General features: G+C 74.2%; 17 protein-coding genes. 7 read left to right on the forward strand and 10 right to left on the reverse strand.

Features of this window, described 5'->3' with window-relative positions; translation table 11 throughout:
* Position 1 precedes the first annotated feature (1 nt).
* Genes ACTWLT_RS01200 through ACTWLT_RS01215 form a run of 4 tightly spaced genes read left to right on the forward strand, consistent with a single transcriptional unit; the run spans position 2 to position 1,755 of the window.
* Positions 2–385 carry a gas vesicle protein gene (locus ACTWLT_RS01200; protein ID WP_445316783.1) on the forward strand — a complete coding sequence of 128 codons (384 nt, stop codon included), beginning with the start codon at positions 2–4 and terminating at the stop codon, positions 383–385.
* Positions 369–1,196 (forward strand): GvpL/GvpF family gas vesicle protein, encoded by an 828-nt coding sequence (locus ACTWLT_RS01205; protein ID WP_445316784.1) that lies wholly within the window; start codon positions 369–371, stop codon positions 1,194–1,196. The genes ACTWLT_RS01200 and ACTWLT_RS01205 overlap by 17 nt, the downstream gene beginning before the upstream one ends.
* On the forward strand, positions 1,193–1,405 hold the full coding sequence (locus ACTWLT_RS01210) for a gas vesicle protein (protein ID WP_252417242.1): 213 nt from the start codon (positions 1,193–1,195) through the stop codon (positions 1,403–1,405). Before ACTWLT_RS01205 ends, ACTWLT_RS01210 begins: the two co-directional genes overlap by 4 nt.
* The gene (locus tag ACTWLT_RS01215; protein ID WP_445316785.1) at positions 1,402–1,755 is read left to right on the forward strand and encodes a gas vesicle protein K; all 354 of its coding nucleotides are present in this window, start codon (positions 1,402–1,404) and stop codon (positions 1,753–1,755) included. The genes ACTWLT_RS01210 and ACTWLT_RS01215 overlap by 4 nt, the downstream gene beginning before the upstream one ends.
* 49 nt (positions 1,756–1,804) lie before the next feature.
* Here ACTWLT_RS01215 and ACTWLT_RS01220 read toward each other — a convergent pair whose 3' ends face one another.
* The 8 genes from ACTWLT_RS01220 to ACTWLT_RS01255 form a co-directional block, all read right to left on the reverse strand.
* Positions 1,805–2,737, reverse strand: coding sequence for an SMP-30/gluconolactonase/LRE family protein (locus tag ACTWLT_RS01220; protein WP_445316786.1), 933 nt, complete (start codon positions 2,735–2,737; stop codon positions 1,805–1,807).
* A gap of 103 nt (positions 2,738–2,840) precedes the next feature.
* Positions 2,841–5,087, reverse strand: a complete 2,247-nt coding sequence (locus ACTWLT_RS01225) for an AAA family ATPase (RefSeq protein ID WP_445316787.1) — start codon at positions 5,085–5,087, stop codon at positions 2,841–2,843.
* 36 nt (positions 5,088–5,123) lie between these two features.
* Positions 5,124–5,654 (reverse strand): hypothetical protein, encoded by a 531-nt coding sequence (locus ACTWLT_RS01230; RefSeq protein ID WP_445316788.1) that lies wholly within the window; start codon positions 5,652–5,654, stop codon positions 5,124–5,126.
* A 38-nt stretch (positions 5,655–5,692) separates the two neighbouring features.
* Positions 5,693–6,451: a GTP-binding protein gene (locus ACTWLT_RS01235; protein ID WP_445316789.1), complete on the reverse strand. Its 759-nt coding sequence runs from the start codon at positions 6,449–6,451 to the stop codon at positions 5,693–5,695.
* Positions 6,429–6,896: a DUF742 domain-containing protein gene (locus ACTWLT_RS01240; protein ID WP_445316790.1), complete on the reverse strand. Its 468-nt coding sequence runs from the start codon at positions 6,894–6,896 to the stop codon at positions 6,429–6,431. Before ACTWLT_RS01240 ends, ACTWLT_RS01235 begins: the two co-directional genes overlap by 23 nt.
* Entirely contained in the window at positions 6,893–7,369 is a 477-nt protein-coding gene (locus tag ACTWLT_RS01245) for a roadblock/LC7 domain-containing protein (protein WP_252417235.1), read from the reverse strand. Before ACTWLT_RS01245 ends, ACTWLT_RS01240 begins: the two co-directional genes overlap by 4 nt.
* A complete protein-coding gene (locus ACTWLT_RS01250; RefSeq protein ID WP_445316791.1) occupies positions 7,366–10,086 on the reverse strand; it encodes a sensor histidine kinase in 2,721 nt (906 codons plus the stop codon). The genes ACTWLT_RS01245 and ACTWLT_RS01250 overlap by 4 nt, the downstream gene beginning before the upstream one ends.
* Positions 10,073–11,260 (reverse strand): hypothetical protein, encoded by a 1,188-nt coding sequence (locus ACTWLT_RS01255; protein ID WP_445316792.1) that lies wholly within the window; start codon positions 11,258–11,260, stop codon positions 10,073–10,075. The genes ACTWLT_RS01250 and ACTWLT_RS01255 overlap by 14 nt, the downstream gene beginning before the upstream one ends.
* Positions 11,261–11,633: 373 nt before the next feature.
* On the opposite strand from ACTWLT_RS01255, the gene ACTWLT_RS01260 reads away from it, so the two are divergent.
* Positions 11,634–14,498, forward strand: a complete 2,865-nt coding sequence (locus ACTWLT_RS01260; RefSeq protein ID WP_445316793.1) for an alpha/beta fold hydrolase — start codon at positions 11,634–11,636, stop codon at positions 14,496–14,498.
* Positions 14,498–15,394 carry an ABC transporter permease gene (locus ACTWLT_RS01265; protein ID WP_445316794.1) on the forward strand — a complete coding sequence of 299 codons (897 nt, stop codon included), beginning with the start codon at positions 14,498–14,500 and terminating at the stop codon, positions 15,392–15,394. The genes ACTWLT_RS01260 and ACTWLT_RS01265 overlap by 1 nt, the downstream gene beginning before the upstream one ends.
* Here ACTWLT_RS01265 and ACTWLT_RS01270 read toward each other — a convergent pair.
* The gene (locus tag ACTWLT_RS01270; protein WP_445316795.1) at positions 15,384–16,043 is read right to left on the reverse strand and encodes a DUF4232 domain-containing protein; all 660 of its coding nucleotides are present in this window, start codon (positions 16,041–16,043) and stop codon (positions 15,384–15,386) included. The genes ACTWLT_RS01265 and ACTWLT_RS01270 overlap by 11 nt on opposite strands.
* Before the next feature lie 307 nt (positions 16,044–16,350).
* Positions 16,351–16,656 (reverse strand): ArsR/SmtB family transcription factor, encoded by a 306-nt coding sequence (locus ACTWLT_RS01275; RefSeq protein ID WP_445316796.1) that lies wholly within the window; start codon positions 16,654–16,656, stop codon positions 16,351–16,353.
* A gap of 91 nt (positions 16,657–16,747) precedes the next feature.
* Here ACTWLT_RS01275 and ACTWLT_RS01280 point away from each other — a divergent pair, with 91 nt between their 5' ends.
* A complete protein-coding gene (locus ACTWLT_RS01280) occupies positions 16,748–17,731 on the forward strand; it encodes a DMT family transporter (protein ID WP_445316797.1) in 984 nt (327 codons plus the stop codon).
* Positions 17,732–17,741 lie beyond the last annotated feature (10 nt).

The raw sequence follows: 17,741 nt of genomic DNA on the forward strand, positions 1-17,741 counted from the left end.
GATGACCAGACCGCAGGCTCCGTCGGTCGTGCAGAACTCCGGGCAGGTCCTGCCGGCCGGCCACGAGCCGGCCAATCTCGGCGACATCCTGGAGCGGGTGCTCGACCGGGGCATCGTGATCGCCGGCGACATCCGGGTCAGCCTGCTCGACATCGAGCTGCTGACGCTGAAGTTGCGGCTCGTCATCGCGTCGGTCGACACCGCGCGGCAGATCGGCATCGACTGGTGGGAGCACGACCCGTGGCTCAGCTCGCGGGCCCGGCCTCCGGTGGAGCCGGGACCGCGTGACCCGGAGCAGGTCGAGGCGGAGCGCCGGCCGCGGGTGGCGGCCCGGGCGCGACGCCGGGACGCCGAAGTGGAGGAGTGGGATGAGTTCGACGGCTGAGCTGGCCGCCGACCGGGCCACCCCGGCCGCCGGGGCCTGGCTGCACGGTGTGGTCCGGGACGCCGATCCGGCGGCGCTGGCGGCGATCCCCGGAATGGACGGTGCTCCGGTCCGTACGGTCTCCGCGGCCGGGCTGGTCGCCGTGGTCAGCTCCGCGCCGCTGGACGAGTACGGCGAGCAGCCGCTGCGCCGCAACCTGGAGGACCTGGCCTGGCTGGAGCGGGCGGCCCGTGCGCATCACGCCGTGGTCGAGGCGCTGACCCGCCGGGGGCCGGTGGTGCCCGCCCGCCTCGCCACCGTGCACAGCGACGACAGCCGGGTGGCCGAGTCCCTCGCCGCCCGTCGGGCCGAACTGGTCGCCACCCTGGATCGTCTCACCGGGCGCGGCGAGTGGGGTGTGAAGGGTTACCTGGTGCCGGGTGCGGCCGCCGCGAGCGCCGCGGCGGCCGGCGGCGGAGGGGTGGGGACGGCGTACCTGCGCCGCCGCCGGGCGCAGTTGACCGCCCGGGAGGAGGGCCAGCAGGCGGCCAGTGCGGCGGCCGAGGCGGTGCACGCCGCCCTGTGCGAGCTGGCCGTGGCGGGCCGGCGGCACGCCCCGCAGGACCGGCGACTGTCCGGGGTGGCGACCCCGATGGTGCTCAACGGGGCGTACCTGCTGGACCTCGCGGCGCTGCCCGCCTTCACCGACCTGGTCCGCGTGCTGGGCGACCGGCATCCCGAGATCCGGCTGGAGCTGACCGGGCCGTGGCCGGCGTACTCCTTCGTGGCGGAACGGCCGGAGCCGGCGCTCACCGTGCGGGAACCGTGGTGACCACGGCGCTCGCGCCGAGCAGCGCGGACGATCCGCTGGCGTACCGCCCGGTCGCGCTGGTGGACCTGCTCGACCGGGTGCTCGCCACCGGGGTTGTGATCAGCGGCGACATCACGTTGGCCATCGCCGAGGTGGACCTCGTCCGCATCTCGCTGCGTGCGCTGGTCGCCTCGGTCGGCGCGCTGGCCCCGCCCGAGGACGCGGCGTGAGCGGGCGGGACGAGGCGGCGGAGCTCACCGCCGCGCTGGGCGCGGAGTCGTGGCGACCGCCCCGGGTCACCCCGCTGGACGGCCGGATCGCGGTGGACCGGGAGTCGGTCGAGCGGGGGCTGGCCAGCCTGGTGCTCACCGTCGTCGAGTTGCTGCGGCAGTTGATGGAGCGGCAGGCGCTGCGCCGGGTCGACCTCGGTGACCTGACCGAGGAGCAGGTCGAACGGATCGGGGTGACGCTGATGGCGCTGGAGGAGCAGATGGCCGGGCTGCGCGAGCACTTCGGCCTCGCCCCGGAGGACCTGAACCTGGACCTCGGCCCACTCGGTCCGCTGCTGCCCACGGACTGACCCGACCCGGCCGGCGGCAACCCGAGAGGGCCGCCGCCGACCGCGTGGATCAGGCCGGCACCCGGACGATGTCGTAGTCGGTGTCCGGCGTCGACTCGACGTCGAACCGGCCGTTCACCACGTACAGCGACGAGCCGAGCAGGTCACCGGTCGCCGGTACCCGCAACTGCGGGCCGGTGATCTCCCGCTGCACCACACCGGCGGTGTAACCGGCGTTCAGCCGGACCACCGCGATGACACTGGTCAGGTTCCGGATCACGTAGAGGGTGTGCCCGCGCAGCACCAGCCCGTCGGCCCGCTCCACCGAGTAACCACCGAGGTCGACGAGGCGGCTGCCGCCGGTGCGGGGGTCGATGCGGACCAGCCGGCCGGGCAGCATCTGCGCGACCAGCAGATCGCCATCCGGCAGCGCCACGATCCCGTTGTGGTAGACGTCCGGCGTGGCGGCCGGGCCGGTGAGCGGGAGCACCCGGAAGTTGCCGGCGGCCGGCAGGCGGCCACCCGGGCCCAGGGGCACCACGTACAGCACCTGGCGGGCCGAGTCGGTGAAGTAGACCGCCCGCTTGGTGATCACCAGGTCGTTGACGAAGCTGCCCGGCTCGTCGGTGAACTGGTAGTGGGCCAGCTCGGCGCCGGTCCCCGCGTCGTACACGCTGGCGCCGCCGCCGGAGAAGTCGGCGGTCCACAGCCGGCCCTGCTGGTCGAGCTTGAGGCCGGCCTTGTCCTTGCCGGGCACGCCCGGGATCAGCACCGAGCCGCGTCCGGTGCGTAAGTCACCCCGCCAGACCGCACCGTCCAATATAGACCCTACGTACACGGTGGTGCCGTGTCCGATCGTCAGTCCCTCCGGGGTGAACCCGTCGGGCAGGGCGATCCGGGCCGGAAACGGCTTCGCCGGATGGGCGGTCGCGGGCGAACCGACCGTGGCGAGGGTGGCCGCCGCCACCAGGGGAACGGCGAGAAGAGCGAGCAGCTTGCGCAAGAAGCACCGCCTGACGTCGTCGTGGATGTCTCCACTGGGGAATCTGACGTCGTAGGAACACCCTGGCCGTCGCGAAAGGTTGACTCCTCGATCAATTTTGTGATCAGGATCGGTCGGCGGCGTACGCGGCCAGCGCAGCGACCTGTGCCGGGTCCAGGGACGGACGAACCCGGCGTCGGGCCGCGGCCACGTGCGCGGCGGTCACCGTGGCGGCGGTCAACGACTCCCGCATCGCGGCGAGTGCCGCCTCCCGGACCAGCGCCGCGCAGTCGGCGGCGGAGAACCGGTCCAGCTCCCCACCGAGCGCGGCCAGATCGACGTCCGGTGCCAGCGGCACGTTCCGGGAGGAGGCGCGCAGGATCTCCGCGCGGGCCGCGCCGTCCGGCGGCGGCACGTACACCAGCCGCTCCAGCCGGCCCGGCCGCAGCAGCGCCGGGTCGACCAGGTCCGGCCGGTTCGTCGCGCCGACCACCACCACGTTGCGCAGCGTCTCCACCCCGTCCAGCTCGGTCAGCAGCGCGGCGACCACCCGATCCGTGGTGCCCCCGTCGCTGGCCTGGCCACGGACCGGCGCCAGCGCGTCCACCTCGTCCAGGAAGATCAGCGTGGGGGCCGCCTCCCGGGCCCGCCGGAACAGCTCGCGGACGGCCCGTTCGCTCTCACCCACCCACTTGGAGAGCAGCTCCGCGCCCTTCACCGAGAGCACGTTCGCCCGCCCCGAGCCGGCCAGCGCCGTGACCAGGTACGTCTTGCCGCAGCCCGGCGGCCCGTAGAGCAGCACGCCGCGCGGCGGCTGCACGCCCAGCCGGGCGAACGTGTCCGGGTACGTCAGCGGCCAGAGCACCGACTCGGTCAGCGTCTGCTTCACCTCGACCAGGTCACCCACGTCGTCGAGGGTCACCGAGGCCAGCTCCAGCGTGGACGCGGCCATCGTCGTCGGCCGGACCACCTCCAGGGCTGCCGCGAAGTCGGCCATCGACACGGTCGGCGTCTCGGCCGACTTCTGCCGCAGCGCCGCCCGTACCCCGGCCTCCCGGACCAGCGCCGCCAGGTCCGCCGCGACAAATCCGGGGGTACGCCCCGCCACCTCGTCCAACCGGACGTCGTCGGCGAGCGGCACCTGCCGGGTCAGCACGGTGAGCTGCTCGCGGCGCAGCGCCGGGTCGGGCAGCGGGATGCTGATCCGCAGCGACAGCAGGTCCGGCGCGCGCAGGGCCGGGTCGACTGCCTCGGGCCGGCCGGTGGTGCAGACCACGGCGACGCCGGCCCGGACGGTCTCCGCGAGCACCTGCCGGAACACCGTGGCCACCGGGCCGGGCTCGTCCGCCGGGGCGAGCGCCTCCACGTCGGTCACCAGCAGCACGGCCGGCCCGCCCGCCCGGACCGCCGTGGCCGCGGCGCGCAGCCGGTCGGCGGCAGCCTGACTGGCCAGTGCGGCGACCTCCGGCGCCCAGAGCGGGTGGACGCGGGCGCCGACCCGGGCCGCGACCGCCCGGACCAGCGCGGACTTGCCGGAGCCGGCCGGCCCGCTCAGCAGCACTCCCAACGAGATGGTGGTGCCCAGCCGGCCCAGCACCTCCCGGTGGTGGAAGCCGAGGTCGAGCAGCTCGGTCAACTCCTCGGCCTGGGCCCGCAGGCCGGGCAGCTCCTCCACGTCGGGCGCGTCGTCGTCCACCGGGTCGACCGCCGCAGCCGCAGCGGCCGGCCGGTACCCGCCGGCGTCCCCGCGGGGCCGCTCCGCCGGCGCGAGCCGGCCGGGGACGGAGCCGTGGGTGACCGAGCCGTGCTCCCAGCCGACCAGGGTGTCCATGGTGACCAGCGCGCCGCCGGCCGGCTCTACCGCCACGACGGTGAGCAGGGTGCTGGTCCAGGCGAACCCGACCGTGTTGGCGAGGCTGCGCCGGGCCGCCTCGATCAGCGCGCGTACCGAGGCGTCCGGCAGCACGTCCTGCGGCAGCAGCGACACGTCGTCGCCCGCGGTGACCACCTTGCCCAGCAGGGCGAGCCGGAGCATCTCCGGAGCGACCGCCGCGACGACCTCCACCGGCCCGGCCAGGGTCACCCGGCTCGCCGGGGTCAACGGCACCGGGGTCACCCGCACCTGACCGCCGTCCCGGAGGCCGAGGTTGCCCAGCGTCAGATCGTCGGCGTACAGGAGGCCGGCGCCCGCGCCCGGCTCCGCCGCCGCCACGATTCCGGCCGTCTCCCGGCGGCCGGCCAGCCGCACCGGATCACCGGGCCGTAGCCCGAGCGCGGCCAGCACCTCCGGGTGCAGCCGCACGATGCCCCTGCGGGCGTCCAGCGCCGCCGGCCGCAGGCTCGCCGTCAGGGTCAGGTCAGGTTGCGCCACCGCCCGACCGTACGCGCCGCCGGCCAGCCCCGCCGGTCACCGCCGGGGATCCAGCTCGTCCAACAGCGACGGGTCCCGCCGGATCAGCTCGGCCAGCCGGGCCGCCGGATCAGGGGTCAGCCCGTCCGGGCCGGGCGCCCAGGCCGGCACCGTCCGCCCCGACAGCGGCCAGGCCGGCGGGGGTTCCACGGGGGCCGCCGAGGGTTCCGGACCGACCGTGACGTCCGGACCGCTCCAGGAGACCCGCAGCGGGTACGTCCGACCGGCGTGCTCGACACGGACGGTCACCGCCAGCCCCGGGTGGGCGCCGACGACCTGCCGTACCGCCTCGGCCACCTCCTCGACCGGACCCCACCCGGCCACCTCGTGGGTCTCCCGTCCCGCGTGCCGGGCGTCGTGCCGGCCCGGCCCGGCGTTGCGGGCGTCGGTCCGCCCGGCTGCGGGCTGGACCGGCCCACCCACCGGACCCGGCGGTGGTTCGCTGTCGTCACGGTCGTTGGCCCGCCGGCGCAGCGCCTCCTCGCGCCGGGCCAACCGGGCCAGCGTCTCGTCCAGGTCACCCCTCACCAGATCACCCCTTCCCGTCACGGCCGGAGCCGGTCGGCTCAGGCCCTCCTGTCCCGGGTGGCCCGGTCCAGCGCACGGTCCAGGACGACCAGCAGGGCGTCCCGTACCGAAAGCCGGTCCCGGGCGTCGAACTGCACCAGGGGTACATGATCCCCGATGGCCAACGCCCACCGGATCTCGGCGAGCTCCAGGGCCAGCCGCCCGTCGAAGGCGTTGACCCCGACCACGAACGGCAGCCCGGCCCGTTCGAAGAAGTCGATCGCCGGGAAGCAGTCGTCCAGCCGGGCGCTGTCCACGACGACCAGGGCGCCGAGCGCACCCCGGGCCAGGTCGTCCCACATGAAGCCGAAGCGGGTCTGCCCCGGCGTTCCGAACAGGTAGAGCTTCAGGCTGCGGTCGATGGTCACGCAACCGAAGTCCATCGCCACCGTGGTGGTCGTCTTCGTCGACCGGCTGCCCGGGTCGTCCACACCGATCCCGGCGGTGGTCATCTCCGCCTCGGTGGTCAGCGGCGCGATCTCGGAGATCGCGCCGACGGTGGTGGTCTTGCCCACCCCGAACCCGCCAGCGACCAGGATCTTCACCGGGACCGGAGGCGCGGCCGGTGGCCGGCCGGCCCGAGGCGGCGATCCGGTACCGGTCGGTTGCCCGTACGGCGGTGGCGCGGCCGGTGGCTGGTCGATGCGTCCGAGCGCGGGAGCGGGCACCGGCGAGGTGCCGTAGCGGGCGGCGGCGCTGTTGCCGGCGAGCCCCCCGAGTGGGGCGACCGGCCATTCAGGAGATCGCACGGAGTCCATCAATCACTCGCAGGATGAGGTCGGGGTCGTAGGCGTCGTCGGTGACGTGCACGTCCAGGTGCCCGGCGGCCCGCAGGTCGCCGACCAGGACGCGGGTCACGCCGAAGTGCAGCCGGGTCCGGGCCGAGATCTCGGCCACCGAGATCGGGTCGACGCAGAGCGCGATGATCGCCTGGAGTTCCGGTGCCAGCAGGGCGGCCGGCGCGCCGGCCCACCAGCCGCCGTCCGCGCGGGCGGTCACCTGCGTCTCCAGGCCGATCGCCGGATCAGCACCGGACACCCGCCCGGAGGTGAGGACGAACGGACGGGGACCGCCCGGCCCCTCACCGCCCGGCTCGGGCAGCGCCGCCGACGCGCCGCCACCGGTGGGCGGCGTACGCAGGTAGGGGCGGATCCGCACCCCGGGTTCCGGATCCGGATCCTCGCCGGCGACCTCGGGCGTCACTGCTGGACGGCGTTCTTCAGCTCGACGATCAACCGCGGCGTGAGGGCGCCACCGGCCCGTCCGGCGAAGAGCGTCATCTCGTACGCGACGGTGCCCAGGTTCGCCGACCGGTCGGCGACCACGCCGAGGACCGATCCGCTGCTGATCGCGCTGATCAGCAGGTAGCCGTCGGCCATGTCGACGATGACCCGGTTCAGGCCGCCCAGGGCGTACCAACTGGCGGCGCCGCCGGCGAGGCTCGTCATGCCGGAGACGACGGCGGCGAGCCGCTCGGCGTTGGAACGGTCCTTGATCGCCGACATGGCCATCAGCAGCCCGTCCGAGGAGACCGCGATCGCCTCCAGCACGCCGGCCGTGCTGGAGGTGAAGGAGTCCAGCAGCCAGTTGAACGTGCGGGCCTCCGGGCTGAGGTCACCGACGGCGCCGGACTGGCTCTGGTGGTCGACGTTGTCGTGCAGGAAGGGGCTGGTCACCGTGATGATCCTTCTTCGTTCCGACGGTCTGGGCTGACTTCACGCAGAGCACGGGCGACGCCCGCCTCGAACTCCGTGATGAGATCGCGGACCTCGGCCGGGTCCCCGAGGTGCGAGCTGGCCGCCTGGCAGGGCGGGGTGACGGTGAGGTTGGCTCCCGGTACCCGACGGCTCAGCCGGGGCCGGCCCGAGATGGCCCCGGCCGAGCCGTCGGTGTCCGCCGCCGTGGGGCCGAGACCGCCCGGCGTGGCCGGCAGGTCGAGGGTCACGCTCGGATCCACCACCACGGCCGATCCGGCTCCGGCCGTCGGCACACTCCGCTCGGCCCGGCGTACGCCGGCCTGGAACGTCTCGACCAACGCGCGGGCGGCGGCCGGGTCGGCGTTGGTGGCGTCCACCGGCCCGACCGGCGCGACGGTGGTGGGCAGGCTGGCGCCGGGCACCCGCTGCCGGACCCGTGGGCCGGCCGTACCCGTTGGTTCCGGGCTTCCCGGCCCCGTACGGCCCGGCTGGCCGATGCCGGCACCGGCGATACCCGGGCCGCCGGCCGTGCCACGCGCCGGTCGGCGGGGGAGGCCCGAGTCGGTTGCCGGGAGGTCGACCGGGGCGGGCGCCGCCGAGGCGTCGGCGGGCGCGCCGATCTGCCGCGGCACGGAGGCACCGGCGCCGAACGCGTCCCACGACCTGCCCGACTCCAGGCTGCGGCTGGCACGGCTGAGCAGGTCCGAGTCGAAGCCGGCGGCAGCCGCGGGGGCGGCCGGCGTGAGGGACCGCGTACCCCGGTCGCGGTCGTGCGCGGCCGGCGAGCGGCGGTCCCGGTCCGGTACCGCGGCCCGTGCCACGGTGACCCCGGCCCGGTCGGCAGGTCGCAGCACCAGCGACGCCGGCGGGATCTCCAGCCGGGCTGTCACCCCGCCACCGGGGGTGGCGGCCAGGTTCACCGTCCAGCCGTGGCGGCGGGCCAGCCGACCCACCACGAAGAGACCGAGCACCTCGGTCGGCGTCAGGTCGAGGCGTTCCCGGCGGGTGAGCCGGGCGTTCTCCTCGGCCAACCGTTGGTCGTTCATGCCGATGCCGTTGTCCACCACCGTGATCCGGGCGCCGAGCCCGGACGACTCGCCGACCACCAGCACCCGGGTGTGCGGCGGGGAGAAGACCGTGGCGTTCTCCATCAGCTCCGCCAGCGCCAGCACGAGGTCGCCGACCACCGCCGGTGCGGCCGAGATGCCCGCCGGCACCCGCACCTCCACCCGGGTGTAGTCCTCGATCTCGCCGAGCGCCAGCCGGACCACATCCGCCAGCGGCACCGGCGCGGTGTGCGCGTCGGCCCCGGCGGAGCCGGAGAGCACCACGAGGCTGCCGGCGTTACGACGGAGACGGCTGGAGATGTGGTCGAGCCGGTAGAGGTGCTCCAGCCGGCCCGGGTCGGCCTCCTGCTGCTCCAGCCGGTCGATCAGGGCGATCTGCCGACCGACCAGGTTCTGGGTGCGGCGGCCGACGTGGCCGAACATCTGGGCCACGTTGCGCCGGCCGGCGACCTGCCGCTCGACCAGCCGGGCCGCCGTGCTCTGCACGCGGTCGAAGGCCCGCGCCAGGTCCCCGATCTCGTCGCGGGCGCGGATGTCCACCGGATCCAGCCGGACCGGCTGGGCGATCTCCGTCTCGTCGTCGGCGACCCGGACCAGCTCCGCCTCGGCGAGCCGGGCGACCCGGTCCGCCGAGAGGGTGAGCCGGGTCAGTGGCCGGGCCACCGTCCGGGCGACCACCGCACTGAGCAGCACCACCATCGCCAGGATCAGTGCCGCCGCGCCTCCGACCAGGTACGCGGCGGTCAGCGCCCGCCGCTGTTCGGCGGTCACCTCGGCCAGTACGTCGGCGACCAGCTTCTTCTCCACGAACTGGCCGAGCCGGATCATGGAGCGGACGGACGGGAAGAGGGCGTCCAGCGGCACGTCGCGGATCGCGCCGGCCGGGTCCCGGGAGCTGCTGACCAGGAAGTCGGGGCTCGTACGGGCGGCCACCGCCACGTCGTTGAGCCGCGCCACCGTCAACTGCTCGGGCGTGATGAGGGCGCGGAAGCGCTGGCTGTCCACCTGGAGGGCGGCGATGCACGCCACGTAGGCGGCGCTGGCCTGTGGACTGTCGGTCGCCTTGACCAGCACGATCAGGGTGGCGCAGGCGCCCAGCCCCTCGTCGGCCCGCAGCAGCCCGTCCAGGGCCAGCACCTGGCGGCCCGGCCGCGTGTCGGTGTCCACGCTGAACGGCAGCCGCAGCGACTCGATCATTCCCCGGTTGACCGGGCCGAAGGCGTCCATCACCTGGGTCGGGCTCGCCGAGCGGGCGAGCACGGCGGTCCGCAGGTCGACGAGGCTGGACACCCCGTACAGGGCGTGGTCGATCCGGTCGGTCAGCGCCTCGCTGCCCGCGGCCCGCAGGTCGGCGACCCGGTCGTCCACGTCCGCGGTCTTGCGGATCAGCTCGGCGCGTTCCACCCGGCCGAGCAGGAAACCCACCGACAGGATGCGTTCCTGCTGGAGGTCCTGCACCAGGCTGCCGACCCGGCTGGCGAGCCGCACCCGCTCGGCGATGTCGTCGGCGCGCTGCGCCGCGGCCACCCGGTCGAGGACCACGGGCACGGCCAGGCCGACCATGCTGAGCAGGGGGATCAGCACGAGCAGCGCGAGCTTGCCCCGGATCCGGAGCCTAGCGAGCAGCATCGAAGGGCCCCCACTGGGCGGATTCCGGGTTGTGCGTCGCGCCCACCGGTTGCAACGGCCGCGCGTCGCCGGGTCGGCCGGCGCCCACCGGCGGCTGCCAGGGGTCGCCCGGCGGCGTACTGTCGCGGCTCTCCGCGGGCGGGGCGGGCATGGCGGCCCGGCGACGGGCCCGACGGGCGGCTGCGGTCAGCAGTGCGGCGAGCCAACCCAGCAGCAGCACGGCGGCCGCCCCGGCGCCGATGGTCACCCAGCGGTCCCGGTCCAACCCGTCGATGCGTTCGACCAGCAGGGCGTCCAGCTCACCGAGGATGACCGGCTGGAGCTGGAGGGCGGCGGTGTGCGCATCGAGCCGGGCGGCGGCCAGCCGGGCCGGGTCCAGCGTGCCGGCGGCCGGGGCGGAGGAGGCGGCCAGCGCCTCCACCGAGCGCTGGTAGGTGTCCAGCGGGGTCAGCACGTTCGCACCCAGGTCCGTGCTCTCCGAGCTGTCCACCGCGGCGCGCAGGTTGTCGACCAGGTCGGTGGCGGGCGTCAGGGCGGCAACCCGCAGACCGGTCAGCTCCAACAGGCTGCGGGTCCGCTGGTCCGCCGGACGCCGAGCGGCGAGCGTGCCCAGGTCGGCGAGTCGGCCGGCGGACACCACCGCCTCGGGCAGCTCCTGACCGGCGCTGTCCTGGAGGAAGAAGGAGTCGGCGCCCGGGTCGCGCACCAGCCCGGAGCTTTCACGAACCTTGCGGTGCAGGGCCAGCAACAGGTCACTGACCTCGCCGTAGGCCGTGTAGGCGGACTCGGGGTCGGTGGGGACACGGTCGCGCAGCGCCTCCAGTTTGGCCCGCAGCCCGGCCCACCGTTCCTGGCTGCGCAGCTCGGCGCCGATCCGGCCGTCCACCGCGGCGGCCTCCTCGACCGCGCGGGTCAGCGCCTCCCGGGAGACGGGACGGCCGCCGACGGCGGCGGACTGGGCGTCCACCAGTGCGCCGGTGACCGGGGCGAGGGCGCGGAGGTACTGCACGCCGAGCCGTTCCCGGGCGGCCAGGTCCCGGTCGTCGCCGGTCTGCCGCCAGGTCTGCGTGAGGAGCAGACCCACCGGCGCCAGCAGCGCCGCGATCAGCAGCAGCGGCAGCAGCCGACCCACCATGGACGGCCGTCGACGGACCCGCGGCGCGGGGACTGTCATGTGTGTCTCCTCCGGCGTCGGGCAGGGGGTCGCGCGGTGTCGGGTTTCGCCGATGAGTCCCGTGCACCGGACCGGAAAACTAACCGAACCCTCCGTTGGCCAACCGGTCGTCGGTGAGTCAGTTTTGCGTCAGTTCGAGCGATGTCACTGTTCGTCCGTGTTGCCGGCACGCTGTGTTCCATCGGCGGGTGTGACATGAAGGGATCGAGGTGGATATCCGCCGAAGATCGGAATTCACGTGATGCGAACTCAACTCCCTGGGCCGCGTCGGACGGTGCGCGGTCGCAGCCGTACGGTCGCCGATCGGGGCAACCGGACGGACGTACGGCGGATCTCAGCCAACGCTCAGGCTGTGGCCCGTACCGTGTGCCGCATGAGATCGCCGTCGCCGGCCGCGTGGTTCCGGCGTGCACTGCCCACCCGCCGCCGTGCGATCGCCGCAGTCGTGGTCGTCGTGCTGTTGGCGGCCGCCGTCACCTGGGCGGTGTGGCCGCAGGGACCGGGCGTACGCACCGAGAGCGCGATGCTGACCGTCCGCTCCGGACCGGCCGGTAACCAGCCGGTGGACCTGGACACCACCCTCTACCTGCCGGACGACGCGTCGTCCGGCCGGAAGGTGCCGGCGGTGTTGCTGGCACACGGGTTCGGAGGCACCAAGGAGTCGGTGCGGTCCGACGCGGAGGAGTTCGCCGGGCGCGGCTACGCGGTGCTCACCTGGACCGCGCGGGGCTTCGGCCGCAGCGGCGGCGAGATCCACCTGGACAGCCCTGACTACGAGGTTCGCGACGCGCAGCGCCTGCTGGACTGGCTGGCAGCCCGGCCGGAGGTGCGTACCGACGCGGCCGGCGACCCGAAGGTCGGCGTGGTCGGCGGCTCGTACGGCGGTGGGTTGGCGCTGCTGCTGGCTGCCCAGGACCGTCGGGTGGACGCGATCGTCCCCATGATCACCTGGAACGACCTGTCCCGGGCGTTCCTGCCGGAGAGCACCGGCGGGGCGTCGACCGAGGGCGTGTTCAAGAAGGGCTGGGCCGGCCTCTTCTTCGGCGGGGGCGGCAACGTGGGCACCGGCCCGGCCGGGATCTCCGGAGGGACCGCCGCCCAGCCGCAGGGCGCACCGGCCTCCGCGGGCCCGCCCAGCCCGGGGCCGGGCTCCGGCCCGGGCACGGGTCCAGGTGGTGCCCCGGCCGGCGCCGCCGACCCGTCCTGCGGTCGGTTCGCCGCCGACGTCTGCGCCGCGTACCTGCGGATCGCCACCACCGGGCGGGCCGACCAGGCGGCCGTGGACCTGCTGCGCCGCTCCAGCCCGGCGGGCGTACTGGACCGGATCACGGCACCCACCCTGCTGGTGCAGGGCGAGGCGGACACCCTCTTCCCACTCGGCGAGGCGGACGCCAACGCGCGCGGTATCGCCGCTGCCGGCACTCCGGTGCGGGTCGCCTGGTTCACCGGCGGGCACGACGGGGGCGCTGGCCCCCGCTCGGATTCGGACCGCGTGAAGTTCCTGACCGTCCAGTGGCTCGACCACTACGTCAAGGGCGAGGGCGACGCGCCCGGCGACGACTTCACCTGGTCCCGGATCGCCGGCTTCGACGCGCTCGACCGGGGTCTCGTCGCCACCGGTTTCCGCCGCGCCGACTACCCGGGCCTGACCGGCAACGCCCGCCAGGAGGTCGCGGTCGCCGGCCCGGCACAGCCGATCGCGAACCCGCCGAACGGCAACCCGGCCGCCATCTCCTCGATCCCGTTCGCGGGCGGGCTCGCCTCGCTGCTGGACGGGGTGGCCGGCGATGTGCCCGGCCAGCACGCCCGGTTCGAGTCGGCGCCGCTGACCGAGGCGGTGGACGTGGCGGGCGCGCCCACCGTCACCCTGCGGGCCGCGTCGCCGACCGGCGAGGCGGTGCTCTTCGTCAAGCTCTACGACGTCGACCCGGAGGGCGCGGCCACCCTGCCGAACGGTCTGGTCGCCCCGGTCCGGCTCACCGGCCTGCCGCAGCGGGTGCAGGACGCCCGCCCGGTCACCGTCACGCTGCCGGGGATCGTCCGCCGGGTCGAGGCCGGCCACCGCCTGCGGCTGGTGGTGGCCAGCTCAGACCAGGCGTACACCACACCGGCCCAGCCCACCGTCTACACGGTGGCGGCGGACGGCGCGGTCAGCCTGCCCACGGTCAGCGGCGAGCCGATTCCGACCGCGGCGACGCTGTGGCGCTGGGTGCTGGCCGGTCTGCTCGCCGCCATCGCGATCGGCCTCGTCGTGGTCGTGGCCGTGGTCCGCCGCCGGCATCGCCGGCAGGACCGCTCCGTGCATCCGGAGTACGCGGACACGCCGCTGGCCGTGCGCAGGCTGCGCAAGGAGTACGCGGACGGCTTCGTCGCGGTGTCGAACGTGGACTTCGAGGTGCACCCGGGTCAGGTGGTGGGCCTGCTCGGGCCGAACGGCGCGGGCAAGACCACCACCCTGCGGGTGCTGATGGGGCTGACCCAGCCGACCGCCGGGGAGATCTACGTCTTCGGCCGCCGACTGGTGCCCGGCTCGCCGGTGCTCTCCCGGATCGGCGCGCTGGTGGAAGGGCCCGGTTTCCTGCCGCACCTGTCCGGCCTGGACAACCTGAAGGCGTACTGGCGGGCCACCGGACGCCCGTGGGAGGACGCACAGTTCGACGCGGCCCTGGAGATCGCCGGGTTGGGTGACTCCGTACACCGGAAGATCAAGAACTACAGCCACGGGATGCGCCAGCGCCTCGCCATCGCCCAGGCCATGCTCGGTCTCCCCGAACTGCTGGTGTTGGACGAGCCGACCGACGGGCTCGACCCGCCGCAGATCGCCGAGATGCGCCGGGTGCTCCAGCGGTACGCCACGGACGGTCGGGCGGTGCTGGTCTCCAGCCACCTGCTGGCCGAGGTGGAGCAGACCTGCACGCACGCGGTGGTGGTCAACAAGGGCCGGATCGTGGCGTCCGGGCCGGTGGAGGAGATCGTGGGCGAGTCGCCCAGCGTGCTCTTCGACGTCACCGATCCGGTGGCGGCGCGGGCGGTGCTGGACCGGCTGCACGGGGTCCGGGTGTTGCCGGAGAGCGACGGCCAGTTGGTGGTCGACACCAACGGCACGGCCCGCAGCGAGGTGGTGGCCGAGCTGGTGCGTGCCGGCATCGGAGTGGACCGGGTGGTGCCCCGGCGGCGCCTGGAGGACGCGTTCCTCGCCCTGGTGGGCGAGAACTCTCGGGGAAGCGGTGACCGGTGATGGCTGGTTCGTCCGTCGAGGCGCCGGTGGGCGTCGCCGACCCGTCCGGTGCGGCCCGGGGCTACCGGCCGTCGGCCACAATGCCGTTCGGCGCGGAGTTCCGCCGCCAGGCGTCGCGGCGCCGGACCCAGCTGGCGCTCGGGTTCATGGTGCTGCTGCCGCTGATCATCCTGGTCGCCTTCCAGTTCAACTCCGGCGGCGACGACGACAACGGCAACAACGAGTTCGCCAGCCTGGTCGACCTGGCCACCTCCAGCGGGCTCAACTTCACCCTGTTCTCGATCTTCGTGTCGGCATCGTTCCTGCTGGTGGTGGTCGTCGCGCTGTTCTGCGGCGACACGGTGGCCAGCGAGGCGAGCTGGGGAAGCCTGCGGTACCTGCTGGCGATCCCGGTGCCCCGGGCCCGGCTGCTCACCGTGAAGCTGGTGGTCGCGCTCGCGTACTCGGGGCTGGCCCTGTTGCTGCTGGCCGGTACCGCCCTGGTCGCCGGCACCCTCCGGTACGGCTGGTCGCCGTTGCGGAGCACCGTCGCCGCCGAGCTGGAGCCGACCGAGGGGTTGCTGCGGCTACTGGCGGTACTCGGCTACCTGGCGGTCGTTCTGCTGGTGGTGGCCGGTCTGGCGTTCCTGCTGTCGGTGACCACCGACGCCGCGTTGGGCGCGGTGGGCGGCGCGGTGCTGCTGTGGATCCTGTCCAGCATCCTGGACCAGATCACCGCCCTCGGTGCGCTGCGTGACTTCCTGCCCACCCACTTCAGCACCGCCTGGCTGGGGCTGCTCTCCACCCCGGTGCAGACCGACGACGTGGTCCGCGGCTGCATCTCGGCGATCAGCTACGCGACGCTGTTCTGGGGGCTGGCCTTCTGGCGCTTCACCCGCAAGGACATCACGTCGTAGCTGGCGGCCTCACAGCCGGCTGCACCGGTGTGGACGGGTCGTCCTTCTTCCAGGCGCTGACGCCGATCCGGCCGGTGTTGCCCACGTCGATCGGGCCGTCCGGGTCGACGTCCTCGGCCGGCTGCCCGGCAGCGGGGGCGACCCGCAGGTACGTCCCGTTGGTGGCCACCACGGTCGAATCGGTGACCAGGTTGCGCCAGAGGACGGTGGCGACGGCCCGTTCACCAGGACCGAGGACGACCTCGCGGGGCGGCTGGTCGAAGCCAGCGGTGATCTCCTTCGCCCCGGGCAGCACGCGCAGGATGATCGGCTTGCGGTCCTCGTCCAGCACGCGCAGCGACGGGTGTCCCTCGATCCGGTAGGGGCGGTCGCCGCAGTTGACCAGCTCCAGGCCGAGTGCGCGCAGCCCCATGGCGGCGTCCGATCCCCTCGACCGGATCCGCACGCCCGACTCCGGGCACCAGAACGGCGGGCTCACGTACGCCGAGGGCGTCGGACTGGGCGCGGTCGTGCGCCCGGGCGGCGGGCTCGTGGCGTCCCCGGCCTGGCCTCGGTGGTCGGCGGGAGCACAGGCGCCGAGCAGGAGAGCCGTCGCGACCGCCGCGCCGGGGATCGTGCGTCGCCGTGCTGCCGTGCCTCGCGAAATCACCCGCCGATCATCGCTCACGTCAGCGTCCCGCCGCCGTCCGGCCCGGCTCCGGGTGCAACCTTTGGAGCTGAATCGTCTGGGACATCGCTCGCCTGGTGATCCGCTTCCGCGCGGCCGTCGCGGTGTCCCAGTCACCTGGACGCGCAACATCGCTGACCCGGAGTGGATCATGCGAGCGAGGCGGCGTGGCGGGTCGGGAACCCGCTCCGGTGCCCTGGCGATGTCGCAAACGATTCAGCTCTAGAGCACGGTGCCCAACGGTGCGCAGCGCGAGGACCGTCGCCGCGCGAGCGAGCCTGACATGGCGTCAGGCAGGGGTGCGGGGGTCGAGGAGGGCGTTCAGCAGGCCGGGGTAGAGGCGGTCCAGCTCGTCCCGGCGGAGCCGGACGTAACGGCTGGTGCCGGCGGCCCGGGTGCGGGTCAGGCCGGCCTCGCGCAGCACCTTGAGGTGGTGGCTGCGGGTCGCCTTGGAGACGCCGAACTCGAAGGTGCCGCAGGAGCGCTCGCCGCCCTCGGCGAGAGCCCGCACGATCTGTAGCCGCACGTCGTCGGCGAGTGCGGCCAGCACGGCGGTGACCGGTACGTCGGCCAGATCGGGTTCGTGCGGCTCCATGTGACCAGTGTAACCGTTGTTCGACAATCGTCGAACATCCCCCTAGGGTCGGTGTCGTTGGTTCGAAGATACTCGAACATTGGAGCTGACGATGCGATCCCGTGCCGCCGCCTTTCCGCTGCTGGCCGCGCTGAGCTGGGGAGTGATGTTCCCCGTGCTGGCCAGCGCGCTGACCCGGGTGGACCCGCTCAACCTGACCACCGCCCGCTACCTGCTGGCCGCCCTCGTCCTGGTCACCATCCTGCTGCTCCGCGAGGGCGCCGGCGCGCTGCGACTCGGCGGTCGGGCCGTCGAGGTGGCGGTGCTCGGTGTGGTCGGCTTCGCCGGATTCAACCTGCTCACCAACCTGGCGCTCGAACACGCGGCCCCGCAGCAGATCGCCCTGTTCGTGGCCACCACCCCGGTGATCACCCAACTGGTCCGCTGGGCGCGCGACGGCGTACGCCCGAAGCCCCTCCTGCTGGTCCTCTCCCTGGTGGCGCTCCTCGGCGTCGGACTGGTGATCACGCGCGGGAGCCTGACCGGGCTCGGTCAGTTCGGCGTCGGCGGGCTGATGATGATCGGCGCGGTGCTGGGCTGGGCCATCTACACCCACGGTGCCGGCCGGTTCGGCACCTGGTCCCCGCTGCGCTACACCACCCTGACCGCCGTCGCCGGCACGGCCGCCATGCTGGCCGCGAGCGTGCTCGCCGACGGCATCGGATGGCAGCACGCGCCGGCCGCCGCCGACCTCGTGGCGGTCGCCCCGCAGTTGGCGTACGCCGTGATCGTGGCCGCCGTCATCGCGGTGCTGGCCTGGAACACCGGCGTGCAGCGGCTCGGAGCCGCCAACGCCGCCCTGTTCATGAACCTGGTCCCGGTGACCACGTTCGCGGTGCAGATCGCCCGCGGCTACCGGCCGGAGCCGGTCGAGCTGGTCGGGGCCGCCGTCACCATCGCCGCGCTGGTCGCCGCGAACCTCGCCACCCGGGTCCGCAGCGGCGCCCCGTCGCTGCCCCAACCGACCGCGGTCACGGACCCGGTGGCGGTGGTCGACCCCGTAGCCGCGGTGGCCACAGCGCGCGGCGTTGCCTAGACTCGACGGC

It is taken from the genome of Micromonospora yongxingensis, assembly GCF_052601155.1.